We start from the raw sequence: 16389 nt of genomic DNA on the forward strand, positions 1-16389 counted from the left end.
CCGGCTGGCATCAGCGCGGCTTTATAGCAGATCGTCTCCGCCCCGTGAGCCGCGCGGGCCCGCGGCCTCGAACCGCGCCCGCGCTGCCCTCACCCCGCGGCCCGCTCCTTCTTCAGCCGGTAGAGCGCGTCGAGGGCCTCGCGCGGCGTCAGCGCATCGGGATCGAGGCGGTCGATCAACTGGCCGAGCCGGTCGTCCGGCTCGGGTTTCACCGGCTCCGGCGGCGGGGGCGGTGCGGCGGCGAGGCTGGCGAAGAGCGGCAGGTCGTCGATCTTACGGCGGGCGGGGCGCTCGCGCTCGGAGCTTTCCAGCCCTTTCAGGATCGCCCCGGCCCGCGCCACGACGCTCGGCGGCAGGCCGGCGAGGCGGGCGACCTGGAGGCCGTAGGAGCGCTCGGCCACGCCCGGCACCACCTCATGTAGGAACACCACGTCGCCGCGGTCCTCGGCCACCTTCAGGGTCGCGTTGTCGAGGCGCGGCAGGCGCTGGCTCAGCGCCGTCAGCTCGTGGAAGTGGGTCGCGAACAGAGCCCGGCAGCCGTTCTTCTCGTGCAGGTGCTCCAGGCAGGCCCAAGCGATGGAGAGGCCGTCGAAGGTCGCGGTGCCGCGGCCGATCTCGTCGAGCACCACGAGCGACCGGCGCGTCGCCTGATTGAGGATCGCGGCGGTCTCGACCATCTCGACCATGAAGGTCGAGTGGCCGCGCGCGAGGTCGTCGGCCGCGCCGACGCGGGAGAACAGGCGATCGACCACCCCGAGCCGGGCGGCGGCCGCCGGCACGAAGGCGCCCATCTGCGCCAGCACGGCGATCAGCGCGTTCTGGCGCAGGAAGGTCGATTTGCCGCCCATGTTCGGGCCGGTGACGAGGCGGATGCGCCCGGCCTCGTCGCCGGACAGGTCGCAGGCATTGGCGATGAACGCCTCGCCGGCCTTCGTCAGCGCGGCTTCCACCACCGGATGGCGCCCGCCCTCAATCGCGAAGGCGAGGCTGTCGTCGATGACCGGCCGGGTCCAGGCGAGTTCGACCGCGAGCTCGGCGTGGCTCGCCGCCACGTCGAGGCCCGACAGCGCCTCGGCGATGTCGGCGATCGCCTCCGCCCCGTCGCTCACCCGCGCGCTCAAGGCATCGAACACCGCGGATTCGAGCGCCAGCACCCGGTCGGAGGCGCCCGCGATCTTCGATTCCAGCTCGCCGAGTTCGACGCTGGTGAAGCGCATCGCATCGACCATGGTCTGGCGATGCACGAAGTCCTGCATCAGGCCCTTGAGGCAGGCCTCGCCCACCGCCTGCGGCACCTCGATGTAGTAGCCGAGCACGTTGTTGTGCTTGATCCGGAGCGTCCGGCAGCCGCTGGCCTCGGCATAGCGCGCCTGGAGCGCGGCGATGACCTTGCGCGAGTCCTGGCCGAGCAGCCGGGCCTCGTCGATCTCGGCGTGGTAGCCGGCGCGCACGAAATTGCCGTCGCGCCGGTTGAGCGGCAGGTCGTCGGCGAGCGCCCGAGCCAGTTCCTCGGCCAGCGCCCGGTCGGCCTTTTCGAGGCGGCGGGCGAGGCGGGTCAGCCCGTCCGGCAAATTTTCTTCCGCGCGAAGCTGCTCAGCGATCGTCGCGGCGGCGTCGAGCCCGTCGCGCAGGGCGGCGAGGTCGCGCGGGCCGGCCCGGTTCAGGCCGATGCGGGAGAGCGCGCGGGCAATGTCGGGGGCGGCGTGCAGCGCGTCGCGCAGATGCGCCCGCAGCGCGCCGTCCTCGGCCAGGAACGCGACGGCGTCGTGCCGCCGTCCGATCTTGGTCAGGTCCGTCAGGGGCCCGGCCAGATGCTCGGCGAGCAGCCGGGCGCCGCCGGCCGAGACCGTGCGGTCGATGGCGTCGAGCAGGCTGCCCTTGCGCTCCCCCGAGAGGGTGCGGGTGAGTTCGAGGTTGGCGCGGGTGGCCGCGTCGATGGCGAGCGTCGCTCCCGTCGCCTCGCGGCTCGGCGCGGAGAGCGGCACCCGCGTGCCGAGCTGGGTGCGCTCGAGATAGAGCAAAGCCGCCCCGGCCGCGGCGATCTCCGCCCGGCTGAAATTCCCGAACCCGTCGAGGGTCTTGACGCCGAACTGCTCGCGGATGCGCCGCTCGGCCGAAGCCGGCTCCAGCTCGCCTTGGGCCAGCGGCACAACCGCCGCCTTGGTCTCGCGCCACAGCTTGGCTAGGCCTGGATCGGCGTGGATGACCTCCGAGAGCACGATCTCCCGCGGTTCATGCCGGGCGATCGCGGCGGCGAGTTCCGAGCTCTCCACCTCGCTCAGCGAGAACCGGCCGGTGGAGATGTCGAGGGCGGCGAGCCCGTAGGCCTCGCTCGTGTCGGAGACCTTGCGCCGGCCGATGGCGAGCAGCAGGTTGGCCCGCGTCGGGTCGAGCAGGCGGTCCTCGGTCAGCGTGCCCGGCGTGACGAGGCGGATCACCTCGCGCCGCACCACCGATTTCGGGCCCCGCTTCTTGGCTTCCGCGGCGTCCTCGGTCTGCTGGCAGACGGCGACGCGGTGGCCCAGCGCGATCAACCGGTGCAGGTAGTCGTCCGCCCGCTCCAGGGGCACGCCGCACATCGGGATGTCGGCGCCGCCGTGCTTGCCGCGCTTGGTCAGGACGATCCCGAGCGCGCGCGAGGCGATCTCCGCATCCTCGAAGAACAGCTCGTAGAAGTCCCCCATCCGGTAGAACAGCAGGCAGTCCGGATTGGCGGCCTTGATCTCGATGTACTGCGCCATCATCGGCGTGGCGCCGGGGATGTCGAGGGGCGAAGAAGTCACCGTATCCGCCGCCTGGGCACGCCGTTCGAGGGGTTGGGAACGCTGGGGTCTGGACATGAAGCGGAGGCTAGCAGCCCCGCTTGCGCCGGGCACCGCCGGGCAACCGTGAAGTCCGTGGACAAGTGGGCGCTCTCCCCAGCCGTCGCAAGCGACGGTGGTGCCGGGGTCGGCGGGCGAACGAAAAAGGCCCGCCCGGCATCGCGCCGGACGGGCCCCTTCTCATGGCGTGTCGAGGCCGAAGCGCTCAGTAGCGCGGGCCGCCCGTGGTGGTGCCGAGCTGCTGCTGGTAGCCGGGCCGCTCCGGGTTGCGGGCGTTCGGGTCGCCGTGATGGTGGGTGTTCAGGCGGCGGCGATGGCGCTCGGCCTTGGTCGAGTGGTGGTGGCCGAGCACGCTGTGGTGGGGGCGGTGCCAGTGGTCATGGTGCTGGTCGCGCACGGTCTCGGCCGTCTGGCCGGCGATCAGGCTGGGGGCCGGCATGGCGGGGGCGGCGGAGGCCGACACCACTCCCAGACCGAGGCTGCCGAGCAGCGCGCCGGCTGCGAGTGTCAGGGCTATGCGCATCGTCGTCTCTCCGTTGCGTGCATGGACCGCACGCTGAGCCCACAAGTCGCATCTTGCCCGCTCGTTCCGGAGAAATCGCAAGATATGTTAACAAATTTTCGTGGGCGCCGCGGACAGCGATGAGCAATCGGGGCGGCGGTGATGGTTGCGCCCCGGCCCGAACCGCGGCACCTCGCGAACCATGTCCTCCCCTGTCCCCGCACTCCCGATCGAGGCCGCCCTTCCCGCCCTGCGCGCGGCCCTGTCCGGGCGATCCTCCGCCGTGCTCGTGGCCCCGCCCGGCGCCGGCAAGACCACGCGCGTGCCGCTGGCCCTGCTCGACGAAGCTTGGCTCGGCACCCAAAAAATCATCCTGCTGGAGCCCCGGCGGCTCGCCGCGCGCGGTGCGGCCGAGCGCATGGCCGCCACCCTCGGCGAGCGGGTCGGCGACACGGTGGGTCTGCGCGTGCGGCTCGGCTCCAAGATCTCGGCCCGCACCCGGATCGAGGTCGTCACCGAGGGCGTGTTCACCCGGATGATCCTCGACGATCCGGAACTGACCGGCATCGGCGCGGTGCTGTTCGACGAGTTCCACGAGCGCTCCCTCGATGCCGATCTCGGGCTGGCCTTCGCCCTCGATGCGCAGGGCGCGCTGCGGGAGGATCTGCGCATCCTCGTCATGTCGGCCACCCTCGACGGCGCCCGCGTGGCGGGGCTTCTCGGCGACGCGCCCGTGGTGGAATCGGAAGGACGCGCCTACCCGGTCGAGACGCGCCATCTCGACCGCGACCCGAACCAGCGCATCGAGGACGCGATGGCCGCCGCGATCCTGCGGGCGCTGCGGGCCGATCCCGGCTCGGTGCTCGCCTTCCTGCCGGGGCAGGCGGAGATCCGGCGCACCGCCGAGCGGCTGGAGGGGCGGCTGCCGGACGACACCGACCTCGCGCCCCTCTACGGCGCCCTCACCCAGGGCGAGCAGGATCGGGCGGTGGCCCCCGCGCCCCCGGGGCGGCGCAAAGTGGTGCTGGCGACCTCGATTGCCGAGACCTCGCTGACGATCCAGGGCGTGCGCATCGTCGTCGATTCCGGGCTGGCCCGCGTGCCGCTCTACGAGCCCGGCAACGGCATGACCCGGCTCGTCACCGCGCGGGCCTCGCGTGCCTCGGTCGATCAGCGCCGCGGCCGCGCCGGCCGCACCGAGCCGGGTGTCTGCTGGCGGCTCTGGCCCGAGGCGGCGACCGCGGCGCTCGAACCCTTCGCCCGGCCCGAGATCCTCTCGGCGGATCTGGCCGGGCTGACCCTCGACTGCGCCGCCTGGGGCGTCACCGACCCCACCGCCCTGTCCTTCCTCGATCCGCCGCCGGCGCCGGCCCTGGCCGAGGCGCGGGCGATGCTGGCCGATCTCGGCGCCCTCGATGCCGACGGGCGGCTCACGGAGACCGGCAACACCCTGCGCAGCCTGCCGCTGCCGCCCCGGCTCGCCCGGATGGTCGCCCGCGCCGCTGAATCCGGTCAGGCCCGCATGGCGGCCGATCTCGCCGCCGTGCTGGTCGAGCGCGGCCTCGGCGGCGACGCCGTGGATCTCGCCGAGCGCCTCGACCGCTTCCGCCGCGACCGCGGGGGCCGGGCCGCCGACATGCGCCGCCTCGCGGACGGCTGGGCGCGGCAGGCGGCCAAAGCGGCCGACACCGTCGAGCCCGATCCCCTGATGGCCGAGCCCGGCGCCCTGCTGGCACTGGCCTATCCCGACCGGGTGGCGCGGGCGCGAGGCCGGGACGGCGCCTTCCTGATGGCGAACGGCCGCGCCGGCCTCGTCGATCCGGTGAGCCCGCTCGCCCGCGAGCCCTTCATCGTCGTCGCCGACCTCACGGGCGCGGCGGCCTCCGCGCGGATCCTGTCCGCCGTGGCCATCGCGTCCGAGGCCATCGACGCCTTGTTCGCCGACCGGATCGGCACGGTGCGCAGCGTCAGCTTCGACAAGGAGGCGCGGGCCCTGCGCGCCCGCGAGGGCCGCCGGCTCGGCGCCGTGACGCTCGACGAGCGCACCCTCCCCGTCCCCGCCGATGGGGAGGCGGCGCGGGTGCTGGCTCGCGGCATCGCCGGGCTCGGCCTCGACCGCCTGCCCTGGACGCCCGCCCTGGCGCAGTGGCGCACCCGTGTCCGTTTCCTCCACGGAGCCCAGGGAGAGGCGGAGGGCGGCGAATGGCCCGACCTCTCCGACGAGGCCCTGGCGGCGAGTGTCGAGGAATGGCTCGCTCCGGCCATCGTCGGACGGACCTCGCTCGCAGCGATTACCGCCGACGATCTCGGCCAGGCCCTGCAGGGTCTGCTGCCCTGGACGCTGCGCGCCCGCCTCGAGACCGAGGCGCCGAGCCATGTCGAGGTGCCGACGGGCTCGCGCATCCCGGTCGATTACGAATCGGGCCCCGAACCGGTGCTCGCGGTGCGGGTGCAGGAGCTGTTCGGCCTCGACCGGCATCCCGCGCTCGGCGGGGGGCGGGTGCCGCTGGTGCTCCACCTGCTCTCGCCGGCCCACCGCCCAATCCAGATCACCCGCGACCTGCCGGGTTTCTGGCGCGGCTCGTGGGGCGCGGTCCGCTCCGAGATGCGGGGCCGCTATCCCCGCCACCCCTGGCCGGAAGACCCGCTCAGCGAGGCCCCGACCCGGCGGGTGAAGCCGAAGGGGACGTGACTGCGGACGCCACGGGCGATGTGACGGGCAACGTGGCGGATGCTTGGGGCATCAGCCAGATCAGGAGCCGGTGGGTCGGCCAGGAGATCAGGAGCGGGATGGCGACGACGAGGCCCGTGAACCACGCCCAGGCCGGCAGGAAGGTCTGCGCGGCGGTGTCGCTCATGCCCCAGACATAGTTGATGTTGACCGGCGTCAGCCCCGGATCGGGCCGCGGCGGCGGCATCAGGAAGTAGCAGACGAACAGGAGGATGACCGCCAGCGCCGACCACGCGCCCCAGGCGCGCCGGTCGTAGCCGAGCCGCCAGACGAGGAACACGAGCAGGAACGGCAGCCAGCCGTGGAACAGCGACAGGCCGCGCAGGAACGGCGACGTCTCCGCGTTGAACATGTAGGCGGTCATGCCGGTGAGCGGAGTGCCCGCGGCCTGCGCCAGGAAATCCACGGCCCAGAGCAGTTGCGGCGCGAGGATGCCGGCGGCGCAGATCGAGACGAGAAGCGCGCTCTCCGCCCAGATGCCGACGAGGGTCAGGATCAGGGCGATGTCGCAGAAGTACAGGAAGTTCGTCGGCCCGTAATGGGTGAGATAGACCGGGAGCAGCACCGCCATGAAGGCCGAATAGGCGAGCTTGAGGCTCAAGGGGATGCGCGATGGGATCGGGCCGCGGCCTCGCCCGATCATGCTGGTATCCGTCGCCGCGGCGCTGCCGGCAGAACCTCCGGAAAGACCCATTGTCGCCCCCTGTCGTTTCCGGCTTGACCGTGGACGAGATCCGCTCCCGAGAGCGTGAGGGAACGCACGCGACCTGTCGCGTCCGGCGCGATCGCCGAATCGGGCAGGATGCGGTGCTATTCTGAAGAGCCGTGAGGGAGAACGATTCGATGCGCTCAGGGGCCGCTTCCGTCTTCTTCCCCCTGTTCGGGCTCGTGCTCACGGTCGGCGCGGTCCATGCGCAGACGCCGCCCGAGCCGGGCGCTGCCCGGCCGCTGGTGATCCCCCAGGTCGAGGGCGAGCGCCAGGGGAAGGTTCTGGGCCGGGCGCTCGCCTGCGGCGCGGAGCGCGAGCGGGTCGATCGGGTGTTGAGAGCCGGCCGCGAGCGCATGATGGCGGCGGTCGGCCGGGCGCTCACGGAGGAGCGCTATGCCCTGGCGCTCGACGACGCGATGCGCCTGGAGACGAGCCTGCCGGCACCCTCTGCAAGTGCGTGCGAGAAGGCGCTGGCCGGGCTCGAGCGCCTGGAGAAGGCGCCGTAGACTCCCCAAAGATCAGGCGAAGCGGCCGCCCTTCTGGATCACCTCGATCTTGTAGCCGTCCGGGTCGGTGGCGAAAAAGAAGGTCGCGAGCGCGGTGTCGCCGTGCTTGAGGGTTTTGACCGGCGTGGCCGGAAGACCCTCGCGCTCGAAGCGGGCATGCTCGGCCTCGGCATCCTCCACCACGAAGGCGAGGTGGCCATAGCCGTCGCCGAGATTGTAGGGCTCGGCGCGGTCCTTGTTGACCGTCAGTTCGAGTTCGAACGGCGAGGACGGGTCGCGCAGGTAGAGCAGCGTGAAGTCCGGAAAGTCGAACCGGTCGGCCGGCTCCAGGCCGAAAGCGCGAGCATAGTAGTCGCGCGAGCGCGCCTCGTCGCGGACGCGGATCATGGTGTGGACGGGCTTGGCCATCGGCCCTCTCTCCCCGGTACGGATGTTGTGTGGATGAGCGCCCATCTGGCGCAGTCCGGCCGGGCGGAAAGGGTTTTTGCCGTTTACCCTTCGTCAACCTTACCGGGTGCTTGCTGCCGGCAATGATGCGCACCGCGTCCCTCACCGCCGTCGATCCCGAAGCCCTGCTGCCGCCGGGCGACGCCACCCTGCGCGCGGCGATGCGGGGCTGGCGCGAGGCGCTGGCGCGGGAGCGGCGCATGGCCGCCAACACGGTCGAGGCCTACGAGCGCGACCTGCGCCAGTTTCTGATCCATCGCGCCGCCCGCTCCGGCACGCCCACCATCGCCGGGCTGATCGCCCTGAAACCCCGCGACCTGCGCGCCTTCATGGCCGCGCGCCGGGCCGAGGGGATCGGCGGGCGCTCCCTGATGCGGATGCTGGCGGGTCTGCGCTCCTTCGCCCGCTTCCTCGAACGCGAGGGGCACGGCAGCGTCGCGGCGCTCGGCGCGGTGCGCTCCCCCAAGGTCGAGCGCCGCCTGCCGCGCCCGCTTCCCATCTCCGCCGCGCTGGCGATGACCGCGCCCGAGACCCGTCCCGACGACGACCGCGCCCCGTGGGTGCTCGCCCGCGACGCGGCGGTGATCGCCCTCCTCTACGGATCGGGCCTGCGCATCTCGGAGGCGCTGGGGCTCACTGCCCGCGACGCGCCGATACCGGGCATCGACGAGGTGCGGGTGACGGGCAAGGGCGACAAGGTCCGCGCCGTGCCGGTGCTGCCGGCGGTCGCCGAGGCGGTGGCCGCCTACCTGTCGCTGTGCCCGCACCCCCTCGATCCGGAGGGACCGCTCTTCGTCGGCGTGAAGGGCGGGCCGCTCTCGCCACGGGTGGTCCAGTACGCGGTCTCCGCGCTCCGCGGCGCGCTCGGCCTGCCCGAGAGCGCGACCCCGCACGCCCTGCGACACTCCTTCGCAACCCATCTGCTCGCCCGCCGGGGCGAGCTGCGGGCGATCCAGGAATTGCTCGGCCACGCCTCGCTCTCGACCACGCAGATCTACACCAAGGTCGATGCCGCCCGCCTGATGAGCGCCTTCGAGGACGCCCATCCCCGCGCCCGGCGGCTGCCGCCCTCGGAACCGCCGTCACCGCGTTCCGAAACCGTTGATGCAGAGCAAGGCACGAGCGCCCGATCCGGCTATGCTGTCCGGCAGGACAGGCCGGTGGAGCGTAGAAATGCGTGAGTTTGCTCCGTTCACCTTGGTCTTGCCGCGATTGAGTGGCGGATTGTCATCAACCAAGCGGTCGCAAGCCGCCGTTTCAGCAGCCTCAAGGAGTGTCCGATGCGCGTGAGCGGAATCTGTCTCGCGATCCTGCCGGTCCTCGCCGTTCTGGCCGTCACGGCCACGGTGAAGACGCTCCTCCTCCCCGTCACCGCCGTGCGCCTGCTCGCCCGCGGCCGCGCCGCGCGGGCCTGACCGGGCTCGGACGGACCCGTTCAGGGGAAAAGCTCGACGGGCCCGCACGGCCCCTCGAGCGCTGTCCCCCGAAAGTAATTCCCTCAAGCCCAGCGCCAGCCGCCGGGTTCGATGACGAGAATGCTGCCCTGGCGGATGCCGAGCCGTGGGGCGGCGTAGATGTCGAGATGGCCGGCGACGACCAGCAGCGCCCGGGCGACGCCGCCATGGGCGACCATCACGGTCGGGCGGCGTAGCTCCGCCACCACTTCCTCCACCCGCGCCTCGACCATCGCGTAGCTCTCCGCCCCCTCCCCGCGCGGCTGGTAGCCCCAGCGGTCGCGGTCGCGCGCGGCGGCGCCTGCGGGATCGCGCCGCCGGATCTCGGCCCAGGTCCGGCCCTCCCAGGCACCGAAGCCGATCTCCCGCAGCCGCATATCGGCCCGGTAGCCCCCTGCGGGCAGGCCGATGCCGGTGCGCAGGATCTCCATCGTCCGGCGGGTGCGGATGAGCGGGCTCGCCACGTAGTCGGCGGTGGGCAGTTCCGCTCCGGCGATCCGGCGCAGGCGCGCGGCCGCCTCCGCCGCGTGGGCGAGCCCGTTGGCGTTGAGATCGGTATCGCGGTGGCCCTGAAGGCGCCCCTCCGCATTCCAGTCGGTCTGGCCATGGCGCACGAACCAGATCGTCGGCACCCCGCTCATGCGGCGGCTCCGACGCGACCGGCGCCTCCCCTGGAAGACCTTGCCCTTGAAGACCCCGACGCGCCGGATCGGGAACGGCGAAGGCGGCGCATCTGTTGGGGCTCCAAGCTTATCCCTTCCTTGCGGGTCCGCGACGGCGGCCTCGCAATCGGCTCGTGAGCAGGTAATCTTCGGCATGGCGCGCAAGAACGGCAAGGACGGCAAGAGCGCCGGGAGTGAAAAAAGCCTCGAGAGCGACAAAACGACGGAAGCACAACCGCAGGCGGCCTGGCCCGACCATCCGCCTTCCTTCGCCGGCTGGGCCCGCGCGGCGATCGCGGGCACCGGCACCGCGCCGAGCCTGTCCCCGCATCTCCACCCGGTCCTGCCGCCGGCCGCGCCCGGCATCGTCACGGTCGAACCCGGCCAGAGCGTCAACCTCGCCGCGATCGATCCCGACGCCACCGGCGGTCTCGAGAAGGCGGCGGCCAAGGCCGAACTCGACGCGCAGCGCGTGCGCATCCGGGCGCTGCAGGAGAAGCTCTACGCCGAGCACCGCCGCTCCCTGCTCGTGGTGTTCCAGGCGATCGATACCGGCGGCAAGGACGGCACCATCCGCAACGTGCTGGAGGGGGTGAACCCGCAGGGCTGCCGGGTCTGGTCGTTCAAGGTGCCGAGCACGGAGGAACTCGATCAGGATTTCCTCTGGCGCTACCACCTGCGCACGCCCGGCCGCGGCCTGATCGGCGTGTTCAACCGCAGCCATTACGAGGACGTGCTCGTGGTGCGGGTGAAGGGCCTCGTGCCGGAGGAGACGTGGCGCGAGCGCTACGGGATCATCAACGATTTCGAGCGGCTGCTGACGCTCTCGGGCACGGTGATCCTCAAGTTCTTCCTGCACATCTCCAAGGACGAGCAGAAGGAGCGCCTGGAGGCCCGCCTCGCCGATCCGGAGAAGCACTGGAAGTTCGACCCGGCCGACCTCGTGGAGCGCAAGAGCTGGGACGCCTACCAGACCGCCTTCAACGACGCGCTCGCCCGCTGCTCGACGCCCTACGCCCCCTGGCACGTGGTGCCGGCCAACCGCAAATGGGCCCGCAACGTCATGGTCGCCCGCACCATCGCCGACACGCTGGAAGCGATGGACCCGCGCTTCCCTGAGCCGCGCAAGGGGCTGAACGGTATCAAGGTGCCGGATTGAGCCTGCACAACCTGGGGAGGCGGGGTTTCCGAATCGGTCTCAGAACGGTCTAGATCTGCGCCCTTCGAGGCTCACGGGGGGCACACCGATGCCGGCGGTTCGCGAGATCGAGGCGGCCGGGTACCGGTCGCTGAAGACCATTCGCTTTCCGGTCGGGCCTCTCTCGGTCTTCGTTGGCGGCAACGGCACCGGCAAGACCAACCTCTACCGCGCCCTCGGCCTGCTTCAGACGGCCGCCTCAGGGCGGCTGACGCGGGCGCTCGCCGCCGAGGGCGGGATGGAATCCGTGCTCTGGGCCGGCACCCGCCGCAAGGGCGAGCCGGCGCGGGTGCGATTGTCCGCCGAACTGGCCGACGAGACCACCGGCCACGCCTACACCTACGCGGTCGAGGTCGGCCTCGTGTCGCAGGTGGGCGGCGCGATCTACGGGGCGGCCTTCGCCCTGGAGCCGCAGGTGAAGAGCGAGCGGCTCACCGTGCAGGCCGGCGCGCGGCCGGTGACGGTGCTCGACCGCGACGGGCCGGCGGGCTTCGTGCGGGACGAGGAGGGGCGCAAGCGCTCCTTCGGCACCGACCTGCTGCCGACCGAGACGGCGCTCGCTGCGCTTCAGGACGGGGTGCGCTTTCCCGAACTGCAGATCGTCCGGCAAGCCATGGAAGCATGGCGCTTCTATCACGACGTGCGCACCGATGCGGGTTCGCCCCTGCGCCGCCCCTGCCTCGCGGTGACGACGCCGACTTTGGCCTCCGACGGTGCCGACCTCGCCGCGGTCTTCGCGACTTTGGCCCATATCCGCGGCGACACCGTCGATCTCGACGCGGCCTTCGCCGACGCCTTTCCCGGTGCCCGCCTCGTGGTGCCGCAACCGGATCGGGAGGCGCGGTTCGGCGTGATCTTCGCCGAGTACCCGAAGCGGATCTTCGAGCCGTCCGAACTCTCGGACGGCACGCTGCGCTACCTCGCGCTCGCCGGCGCGCTGCTCGCCTACCGGCTGCCGCCCTTCCTCGCGCTCAACGAGCCCGAAACCAGCCTGCACCCGGATCTGATGGAGCCGCTGGCGCGGATGATCTCACAGGCCTCGAAACGTACGCAGGTCTGGCTGGTGACGCATTCTGAGCGCCTCGCGGCGGCGGTCGCCGAGGCCGGCGGCGTGCGTCCGCGCCTCGTGCTCAAGCGCGACGGGGCGACCTGGATCGACGGTTTGCGGCTCGCCGGCAATTTTTCGCAGGACGAGGAGGACGCGTGAGATGCGGGTCGCGCTTCAGGCCGTGCTGACCGGGCGCGTCGCGCCGCTGGGGGAGAAGGGCGCGGCGAGCGCCATCGCCAAGACCCCCGTGCTGGAGCCGGTCGCGGTGGGGCCGCTCGGTCTCGTGGGCGACGAGCAGGCCGACCGGCGCGTCCATGGCGGCCCGGAAAAGGCCGTGCACCACTACGCCCTCGACCATGCCGCCGCGTGGCGCGGCGATCTGCCCGGCCTGCCCAATCAGTTGGAGCAGCCCGGCGCCTTCGGCGAGAATTTCTCGACCCACGGCCTCACCGAGCACGATGTCTGCGTCGGCGACCTGTGGCGGGTGGGGAGTGCCCTGCTTCAGGTCTCGCAGGCGCGCCAGCCCTGCTTCAAGCTGAACCTGCGCTTTGGTGTGCCGGACATGGCCCGGCGGGTGCAGGCGAGCGGGCGCACCGGCTGGTACTACCGGGTGATCGAGACAGGCGTCGTGGCGGCCGGCGACGGGCTCGAACTCGTCGAGCGCCCGCATCCGGACTGGCCGCTGTCGCGGCTCCTGCACCACTTTTACGTGGATCGCCTCGACGCGGCGGCCTTGCGGGCGATTGCCGGCCTCGCGCCCCTCACCGAATCCTGGCGGGCGCTCGCCGCCCGCCGGCTCGCGAGCGGCGCCGTGGAGGATTGGCGCCGACGGCTCGGGGAAGAGGGATGAACCCTATTCCCGCTCGCGGGTGATGTCCGGCGCGTCGGGGTTCTTCATGCCGACGACGTGGTAGCCGGCATCGACGTGGAGGATCTCGCCGGTCATGCCGCGGGACATGTCGGAGAACAGGTAGGCTGCCGTCTCGCCGACCTCCTCGATGGTCACGGTCCGGCGCATCGGCGCGTTGTACTCGTTCCACTTGAGGATGTAGCGGAAGTCGCCGATGCCCGACGCCGCCAGCGTCTTGATCGGCCCGGCCGAGATCGCGTTGACGCGGATCTGCTTCGGCCCGAGATCGGCAGCGAGGTAGCGTACGGAGGCTTCCAGCGCGGCCTTGGCGACACCCATCACGTTGTAGTGGGGCATCCACTTCTCGGCGCCGTAATAGGTCAGGGTCAGCATCGACCCGCCGTTGCGCATGATCTTTTCCGCGCGCTGCGCCACCGCCGTGAACGAGTAGCACGAGATCAGCAGCGACTTGGTGAAGTTCGCCTCCGAGGTCTCGAGATAGCGCCCCGTCAGCTCGTCCTTGTCGGAGAAGGCGATGCAGTGGACGACGAAATCGATCCCGTCCGGGAACACCTCGGCGGTCGCGGCGAAGGCGGAATCGATCGAGGCGGGATCGGTGACGTCGCAATGGCCGACGACATGCGCGTTCAATTCGCGCGCCAGCGGCTCGACGCGCTTCTTCAGCGCCTCGCCCTGGTAGGTGAACGCCAATTCCGCCCCGTGCGCGGCAGCGCTACGGGCGATACCCCAGGCGATCGAGCGGTTGTTGGCCACTCCCAACACCAGCCCGCGCTTGCCCGCGAGCAGCCCGCCCGGCTTCTGTTCCGACATGCGTCACCTTCGCTTCGGCCGCGCGGGCGCCTCTTGAGGGACGGCCCTGCGCCGGGGGCTTCCTTAGCCGAGGGTTGCCGGAGGGGGAAGCCTCAAGGCGCGCGGGATCACCTCAGGGCGATCCCGGTGTCCTCGTTCGGGCTCTCGAGGACCCTCCGCCCATCCGCGAACAGTGTGAACCCTTAGGATTCGCTCCGCTCGACGCCTCGGCAGACGCCGAGGTCTACCCTATGGGGCGGCGTCCTTTACGCCGTCCCGGCCTTGGCCTCGCGGCGGCGGCGGGCATATTCGGTCAGGGCCGCGTCGTCGCTGGCCGGCAGGACGATGGCGGTGGTCGCGAACAGGTCGCCGCGGCTGCCGTCCTTCTTCGGTAGGCCCTTTCCGCGCAGGCGGAAGGTGCGGCCGGAGCTTGTCATCGCCGGCACCTTCATCTCGACGGCGCCGGTCAGGGTCGGCACACGCAAGGCGCCGCCGAGCACCGCGTCCTCCAGCGGCAGATCGACGGTGGCGCGCAGGTCCGCGCCGTCCACCTTGAACACCGGGTGGGGCTGGATGCGGATGGTCAGCAGCGCGTCGCCGGGTTCGCCGCGGGGACCGCCCGCGCCGCCGAGGCCCCGCAGGCGGATGGTCTGGCCATCGACGACGCCCTTGGGGATCATCACGTCGACATCGCGCCCGCTCGGCAGGCCGATGCGCATCTTGTCCTCGCCCGCGACCTGTTCGAGGGTCACGCTGAGTTCGGCCGCGACATCTTCGCCGCGGATCGGGCCCCCGCGCCCACCCGGCCCGGCGCCGCCCGCGCGGAACGCCTCACCGAAGATGTGGCTAATGAAGTCCTCTCCGACGCCGCCAGGCCCGGCCCCGCCAGCGCCGCCGCGGCGCTGCGTGAAGCCTTCGAAGTCGAAGCCGCCGCCACCGCCGCCGCGTCCGCCGCCGAACCCAGAAAAGCCCTCGAAGCCGGTCGCGCGCGGCTTGCCTTCGGCGTCGATCTCGCCGCGGTCGAACTGCGCGCGCTTCTCCTTGTCGCCGAGGATCTCGTAGGCGGTGTTCGCCTCCGAGAAGCGCTCGGCGGCCTTCGGCTCTTTGTTGCTGTCGGGGTGGTACGCCTTGGCGAGCTTGCGGAAGGCCTTCTTAATTTCGGCCTCGCTCGCGCCCTTGGGGACACCCAGAACGTCGTAGGGGTTTCGCATCGGCATTCTTTTGAGGGGGTCGCAACCGAATAGGGATACGGCCTCTGCCGCACGGGTTCAACGTGGGAAGGGCGTTGCGGCTCTGCAACAGCCGATGAGGCCACGTTCACCGATCCGCGATCACTTTATTGTCCGGCCGTCCGCGAAAGCCTCAGGAGCGGGCCTGGGGGTTGGAGGCGCGCAGCCGCTTCAGCTCCCACTCGCCGCCGGATGGCTTGCAGCCGGTGCCGCGCACGAAGCGGTTGTTGGCGCCGCCCACCACCGTCGCGAGGAAGTCGCGGCAGATCTCGTCGCCGGCGACATAGGGCAGGCCGGTCGGGTTGATGGTGCCGCGCATCGCGGTCTCCGGGTTGTCCCACTTCACCGGGCGCCCGTTACCCTGCGGATCGAGGGCGACGGAGAGCGCGGCGTGGGCGCGGCGCCAATCCTCGCCGTCGAGGTCGCGCCCGAAGCTCGCGGGCCGCTTCGGAATGCTGCCGGTGACGAGCGGCTCGGGCGCGGCCGGCGCCTCCTCCGCCTTGAAGGACAGGATCGGCCCGCTGCACCCGCCGCACGAGAGGGCGGCGAGGCCGAGGGTCAGCAGGCCCGCAAACCGGGCTGCGAGGCCGCGTCGCGGCGCCTGTCCACGTGTCGAACCGGCCCTCCCTTCGGCGGAGAGCACGCTGACGAGGCCTTTACACGGACGCAGACGCATTACACCTGAACTCGAGACAGACGGGGGTCCGACGGCGTTGCTGCCCAACGTCGGTGCCCCCCGACCCGGCTGCCACAGGGAAGAAAATGGCCATCGATCGGTTAAGAGAGGGTGATGCGGACGCGCCTTCGGTCCATCCGGAGGACTTCACCTTGTCGTGCGACCCCTGGGCGCTGTTCGCCGCGTGGATGGCGGAGGCGGAGGCTTCCGAGCCCGTCGATGCCAACGCGATGGCGCTCGCCACCGCCGATCCGGACGGCCTGCCCGACGTGCGGGTGGTGCTGCTGAAGGGGTTCGATCCGCGCGGGCTCGTCTTCTACACCAACGCCGAGTCGGCCAAGGGCGGGCAGCTTCTCGCCAACCCGCAGGCGGCGACGGTGCTGTACTGGAAGTCTCTCGGCCGGCAGATCCGCAGCCGCGGCCCCGTCTCCCCCGTGACGCGCGAGGAGGCCGACGCCTATTTCGCGAGCCGCCACCGCGACAGCCGCATCGGCGCCATCGCCAGCCAGCAATCGCGCCCGCTCACCGACCGCCCGACCCTGATGGCCGAGGTCGCCGCCCTGTCGGAGAAATACGAGAACGGCCCGGTGCCGCGCCCCGAGCACTGGCTCGGCTTCCGCATCGCCCCGGTGCAGTTGGAGTTCTGGCAGAACGGCGCCTACCGCCTGCACGACCGGGTGCGCTTCACCCGCGACGGCGACGGCTGGACCCGCGCGCGGCTCTATCCCTGATTTTGATGCCCTGA

General features: G+C 71.6%; 16 protein-coding genes. 8 read left to right on the forward strand and 8 right to left on the reverse strand.

The features are described from left to right. Positions 1 to 89: 89 nt before the first annotated feature. Complete coding sequence (mutS, locus tag OVA30_RS17720; RefSeq protein ID WP_268176218.1) at positions 90 to 2840, reverse strand: DNA mismatch repair protein MutS; 2751 nt, start codon at positions 2838 to 2840, stop codon at positions 90 to 92. 187 nt (positions 2841 to 3027) lie between these two features. Next, on the reverse strand, positions 3028 to 3345 hold the full coding sequence (locus OVA30_RS17725; protein WP_268176219.1) for a hypothetical protein: 318 nt from the start codon (positions 3343 to 3345) through the stop codon (positions 3028 to 3030). Positions 3346 to 3526: 181 nt separating this feature from the next. On the opposite strand from OVA30_RS17725, the gene hrpB reads away from it, so the two are divergent. Further along, on the forward strand, positions 3527 to 6016 hold the full coding sequence (gene hrpB, locus OVA30_RS17730) for an ATP-dependent helicase HrpB (RefSeq protein ID WP_268176220.1): 2490 nt from the start codon (positions 3527 to 3529) through the stop codon (positions 6014 to 6016). Here hrpB and OVA30_RS17735 read toward each other — a convergent pair. Further along, positions 5973 to 6698: a hypothetical protein gene (locus OVA30_RS17735; RefSeq protein WP_268176221.1), complete on the reverse strand. Its 726-nt coding sequence runs from the start codon at positions 6696 to 6698 to the stop codon at positions 5973 to 5975. The genes hrpB and OVA30_RS17735 overlap by 44 nt on opposite strands. Positions 6699 to 6898: 200 nt before the next feature. Here OVA30_RS17735 and OVA30_RS17740 point away from each other — a divergent pair, with 200 nt between their 5' ends. Next, positions 6899 to 7270, forward strand: a complete 372-nt coding sequence (locus OVA30_RS17740; protein ID WP_182568717.1) for a hypothetical protein — start codon at positions 6899 to 6901, stop codon at positions 7268 to 7270. Positions 7271 to 7282: 12 nt separating this feature from the next. Here the strand turns inward: OVA30_RS17740 and OVA30_RS17745 are convergent, their stop codons facing one another. Beyond that, on the reverse strand, positions 7283 to 7678 hold the full coding sequence (locus OVA30_RS17745; RefSeq protein ID WP_056463798.1) for a VOC family protein: 396 nt from the start codon (positions 7676 to 7678) through the stop codon (positions 7283 to 7285). Between the two features lie 122 nt (positions 7679 to 7800). Here OVA30_RS17745 and OVA30_RS17750 point away from each other — a divergent pair, with 122 nt between their 5' ends. Together OVA30_RS17750 and OVA30_RS17755 are read left to right on the forward strand one after the other, a co-directional pair. Then, the gene (locus tag OVA30_RS17750) at positions 7801 to 8898 is read left to right on the forward strand and encodes a tyrosine recombinase XerC (protein WP_268176222.1); all 1098 of its coding nucleotides are present in this window, start codon (positions 7801 to 7803) and stop codon (positions 8896 to 8898) included. A gap of 99 nt (positions 8899 to 8997) precedes the next feature. After that, a complete protein-coding gene (locus OVA30_RS17755; RefSeq protein WP_003606816.1) occupies positions 8998 to 9132 on the forward strand; it encodes a hypothetical protein in 135 nt (44 codons plus the stop codon). A gap of 83 nt (positions 9133 to 9215) precedes the next feature. On the opposite strand, the gene OVA30_RS17760 is transcribed toward OVA30_RS17755, so the two are convergent. Next, a complete protein-coding gene (locus tag OVA30_RS17760; RefSeq protein WP_268176223.1) occupies positions 9216 to 9812 on the reverse strand; it encodes a histidine phosphatase family protein in 597 nt (198 codons plus the stop codon). 175 nt (positions 9813 to 9987) lie between these two features. Here OVA30_RS17760 and OVA30_RS17765 point away from each other — a divergent pair, with 175 nt between their 5' ends. From OVA30_RS17765 to OVA30_RS17775, 3 genes are all read left to right on the forward strand, one after another. Next, positions 9988 to 10992 (forward strand): polyphosphate kinase 2 family protein, encoded by a 1005-nt coding sequence (locus OVA30_RS17765; protein WP_015952436.1) that lies wholly within the window; start codon positions 9988 to 9990, stop codon positions 10990 to 10992. Between the two features lie 88 nt (positions 10993 to 11080). Beyond that, a complete protein-coding gene (locus OVA30_RS17770) occupies positions 11081 to 12238 on the forward strand; it encodes an AAA family ATPase (protein WP_268176224.1) in 1158 nt (385 codons plus the stop codon). 1 nt (position 12239) lies between these two features. Beyond that, positions 12240 to 12929, forward strand: a complete 690-nt coding sequence (locus OVA30_RS17775) for an MOSC domain-containing protein (RefSeq protein ID WP_268176225.1) — start codon at positions 12240 to 12242, stop codon at positions 12927 to 12929. Between the two features lie 3 nt (positions 12930 to 12932). Here the strand turns inward: OVA30_RS17775 and fabI are convergent, their stop codons facing one another. The 3 genes from fabI to OVA30_RS17790 form a co-directional block, all read right to left on the reverse strand. Further along, on the reverse strand, positions 12933 to 13760 hold the full coding sequence (gene fabI / locus OVA30_RS17780) for an enoyl-ACP reductase FabI (protein WP_003605474.1): 828 nt from the start codon (positions 13758 to 13760) through the stop codon (positions 12933 to 12935). A gap of 245 nt (positions 13761 to 14005) precedes the next feature. After that, entirely contained in the window at positions 14006 to 14950 is a 945-nt protein-coding gene (locus tag OVA30_RS17785; protein WP_268176226.1) for a DnaJ C-terminal domain-containing protein, read from the reverse strand. A gap of 151 nt (positions 14951 to 15101) precedes the next feature. Then, positions 15102 to 15644 (reverse strand): RT0821/Lpp0805 family surface protein, encoded by a 543-nt coding sequence (locus OVA30_RS17790; RefSeq protein ID WP_268176227.1) that lies wholly within the window; start codon positions 15642 to 15644, stop codon positions 15102 to 15104. A gap of 86 nt (positions 15645 to 15730) precedes the next feature. On the opposite strand from OVA30_RS17790, the gene pdxH reads away from it, so the two are divergent. Next, positions 15731 to 16375: a pyridoxamine 5'-phosphate oxidase gene (pdxH, locus tag OVA30_RS17795; protein ID WP_012255403.1), complete on the forward strand. Its 645-nt coding sequence runs from the start codon at positions 15731 to 15733 to the stop codon at positions 16373 to 16375. The last annotated feature ends 14 nt before the right edge of the window (positions 16376 to 16389 follow it).

Origin of the sequence: Methylorubrum sp. SL192 (genome assembly GCF_026672325.1) — a bacterium.
GTDB lineage: Bacteria > Pseudomonadota > Alphaproteobacteria > Rhizobiales > Beijerinckiaceae > Methylobacterium > Methylobacterium extorquens.

Excerpts from the sequence above, each read along its gene's own strand:
- mutS (WP_268176218.1), bottom strand. The coding sequence starts at position 2,840 with ATGTCCAGACCCCAGCGTTCCCAACCCCTCGAACGGCGTGCCCAGGCG.
- OVA30_RS17725 (WP_268176219.1), bottom strand. The coding sequence starts at position 3,345 with ATGCGCATAGCCCTGACACTCGCAGCCGGCGCGCTGCTCGGCAGCCTC.
- hrpB (WP_268176220.1), top strand. The coding sequence starts at position 3,527 with ATGTCCTCCCCTGTCCCCGCACTCCCGATCGAGGCCGCCCTTCCCGCC.
- OVA30_RS17735 (WP_268176221.1), bottom strand. The coding sequence starts at position 6,698 with ATGATCGGGCGAGGCCGCGGCCCGATCCCATCGCGCATCCCCTTGAGC.
- OVA30_RS17740 (WP_182568717.1), top strand. The coding sequence starts at position 6,899 with ATGCGCTCAGGGGCCGCTTCCGTCTTCTTCCCCCTGTTCGGGCTCGTG.
- OVA30_RS17745 (WP_056463798.1), bottom strand. The coding sequence starts at position 7,678 with ATGGCCAAGCCCGTCCACACCATGATCCGCGTCCGCGACGAGGCGCGC.
- OVA30_RS17750 (WP_268176222.1), top strand. The coding sequence starts at position 7,801 with ATGATGCGCACCGCGTCCCTCACCGCCGTCGATCCCGAAGCCCTGCTG.
- OVA30_RS17755 (WP_003606816.1), top strand. The coding sequence starts at position 8,998 with ATGCGCGTGAGCGGAATCTGTCTCGCGATCCTGCCGGTCCTCGCCGTT.
- OVA30_RS17760 (WP_268176223.1), bottom strand. The coding sequence starts at position 9,812 with ATGAGCGGGGTGCCGACGATCTGGTTCGTGCGCCATGGCCAGACCGAC.
- OVA30_RS17765 (WP_015952436.1), top strand. The coding sequence starts at position 9,988 with ATGGCGCGCAAGAACGGCAAGGACGGCAAGAGCGCCGGGAGTGAAAAA.
- OVA30_RS17770 (WP_268176224.1), top strand. The coding sequence starts at position 11,081 with ATGCCGGCGGTTCGCGAGATCGAGGCGGCCGGGTACCGGTCGCTGAAG.
- OVA30_RS17775 (WP_268176225.1), top strand. The coding sequence starts at position 12,240 with ATGCGGGTCGCGCTTCAGGCCGTGCTGACCGGGCGCGTCGCGCCGCTG.
- fabI (WP_003605474.1), bottom strand. The coding sequence starts at position 13,760 with ATGTCGGAACAGAAGCCGGGCGGGCTGCTCGCGGGCAAGCGCGGGCTG.
- OVA30_RS17785 (WP_268176226.1), bottom strand. The coding sequence starts at position 14,950 with ATGCGAAACCCCTACGACGTTCTGGGTGTCCCCAAGGGCGCGAGCGAG.
- OVA30_RS17790 (WP_268176227.1), bottom strand. The coding sequence starts at position 15,644 with ATGCGTCTGCGTCCGTGTAAAGGCCTCGTCAGCGTGCTCTCCGCCGAA.
- pdxH (WP_012255403.1), top strand. The coding sequence starts at position 15,731 with ATGGCCATCGATCGGTTAAGAGAGGGTGATGCGGACGCGCCTTCGGTC.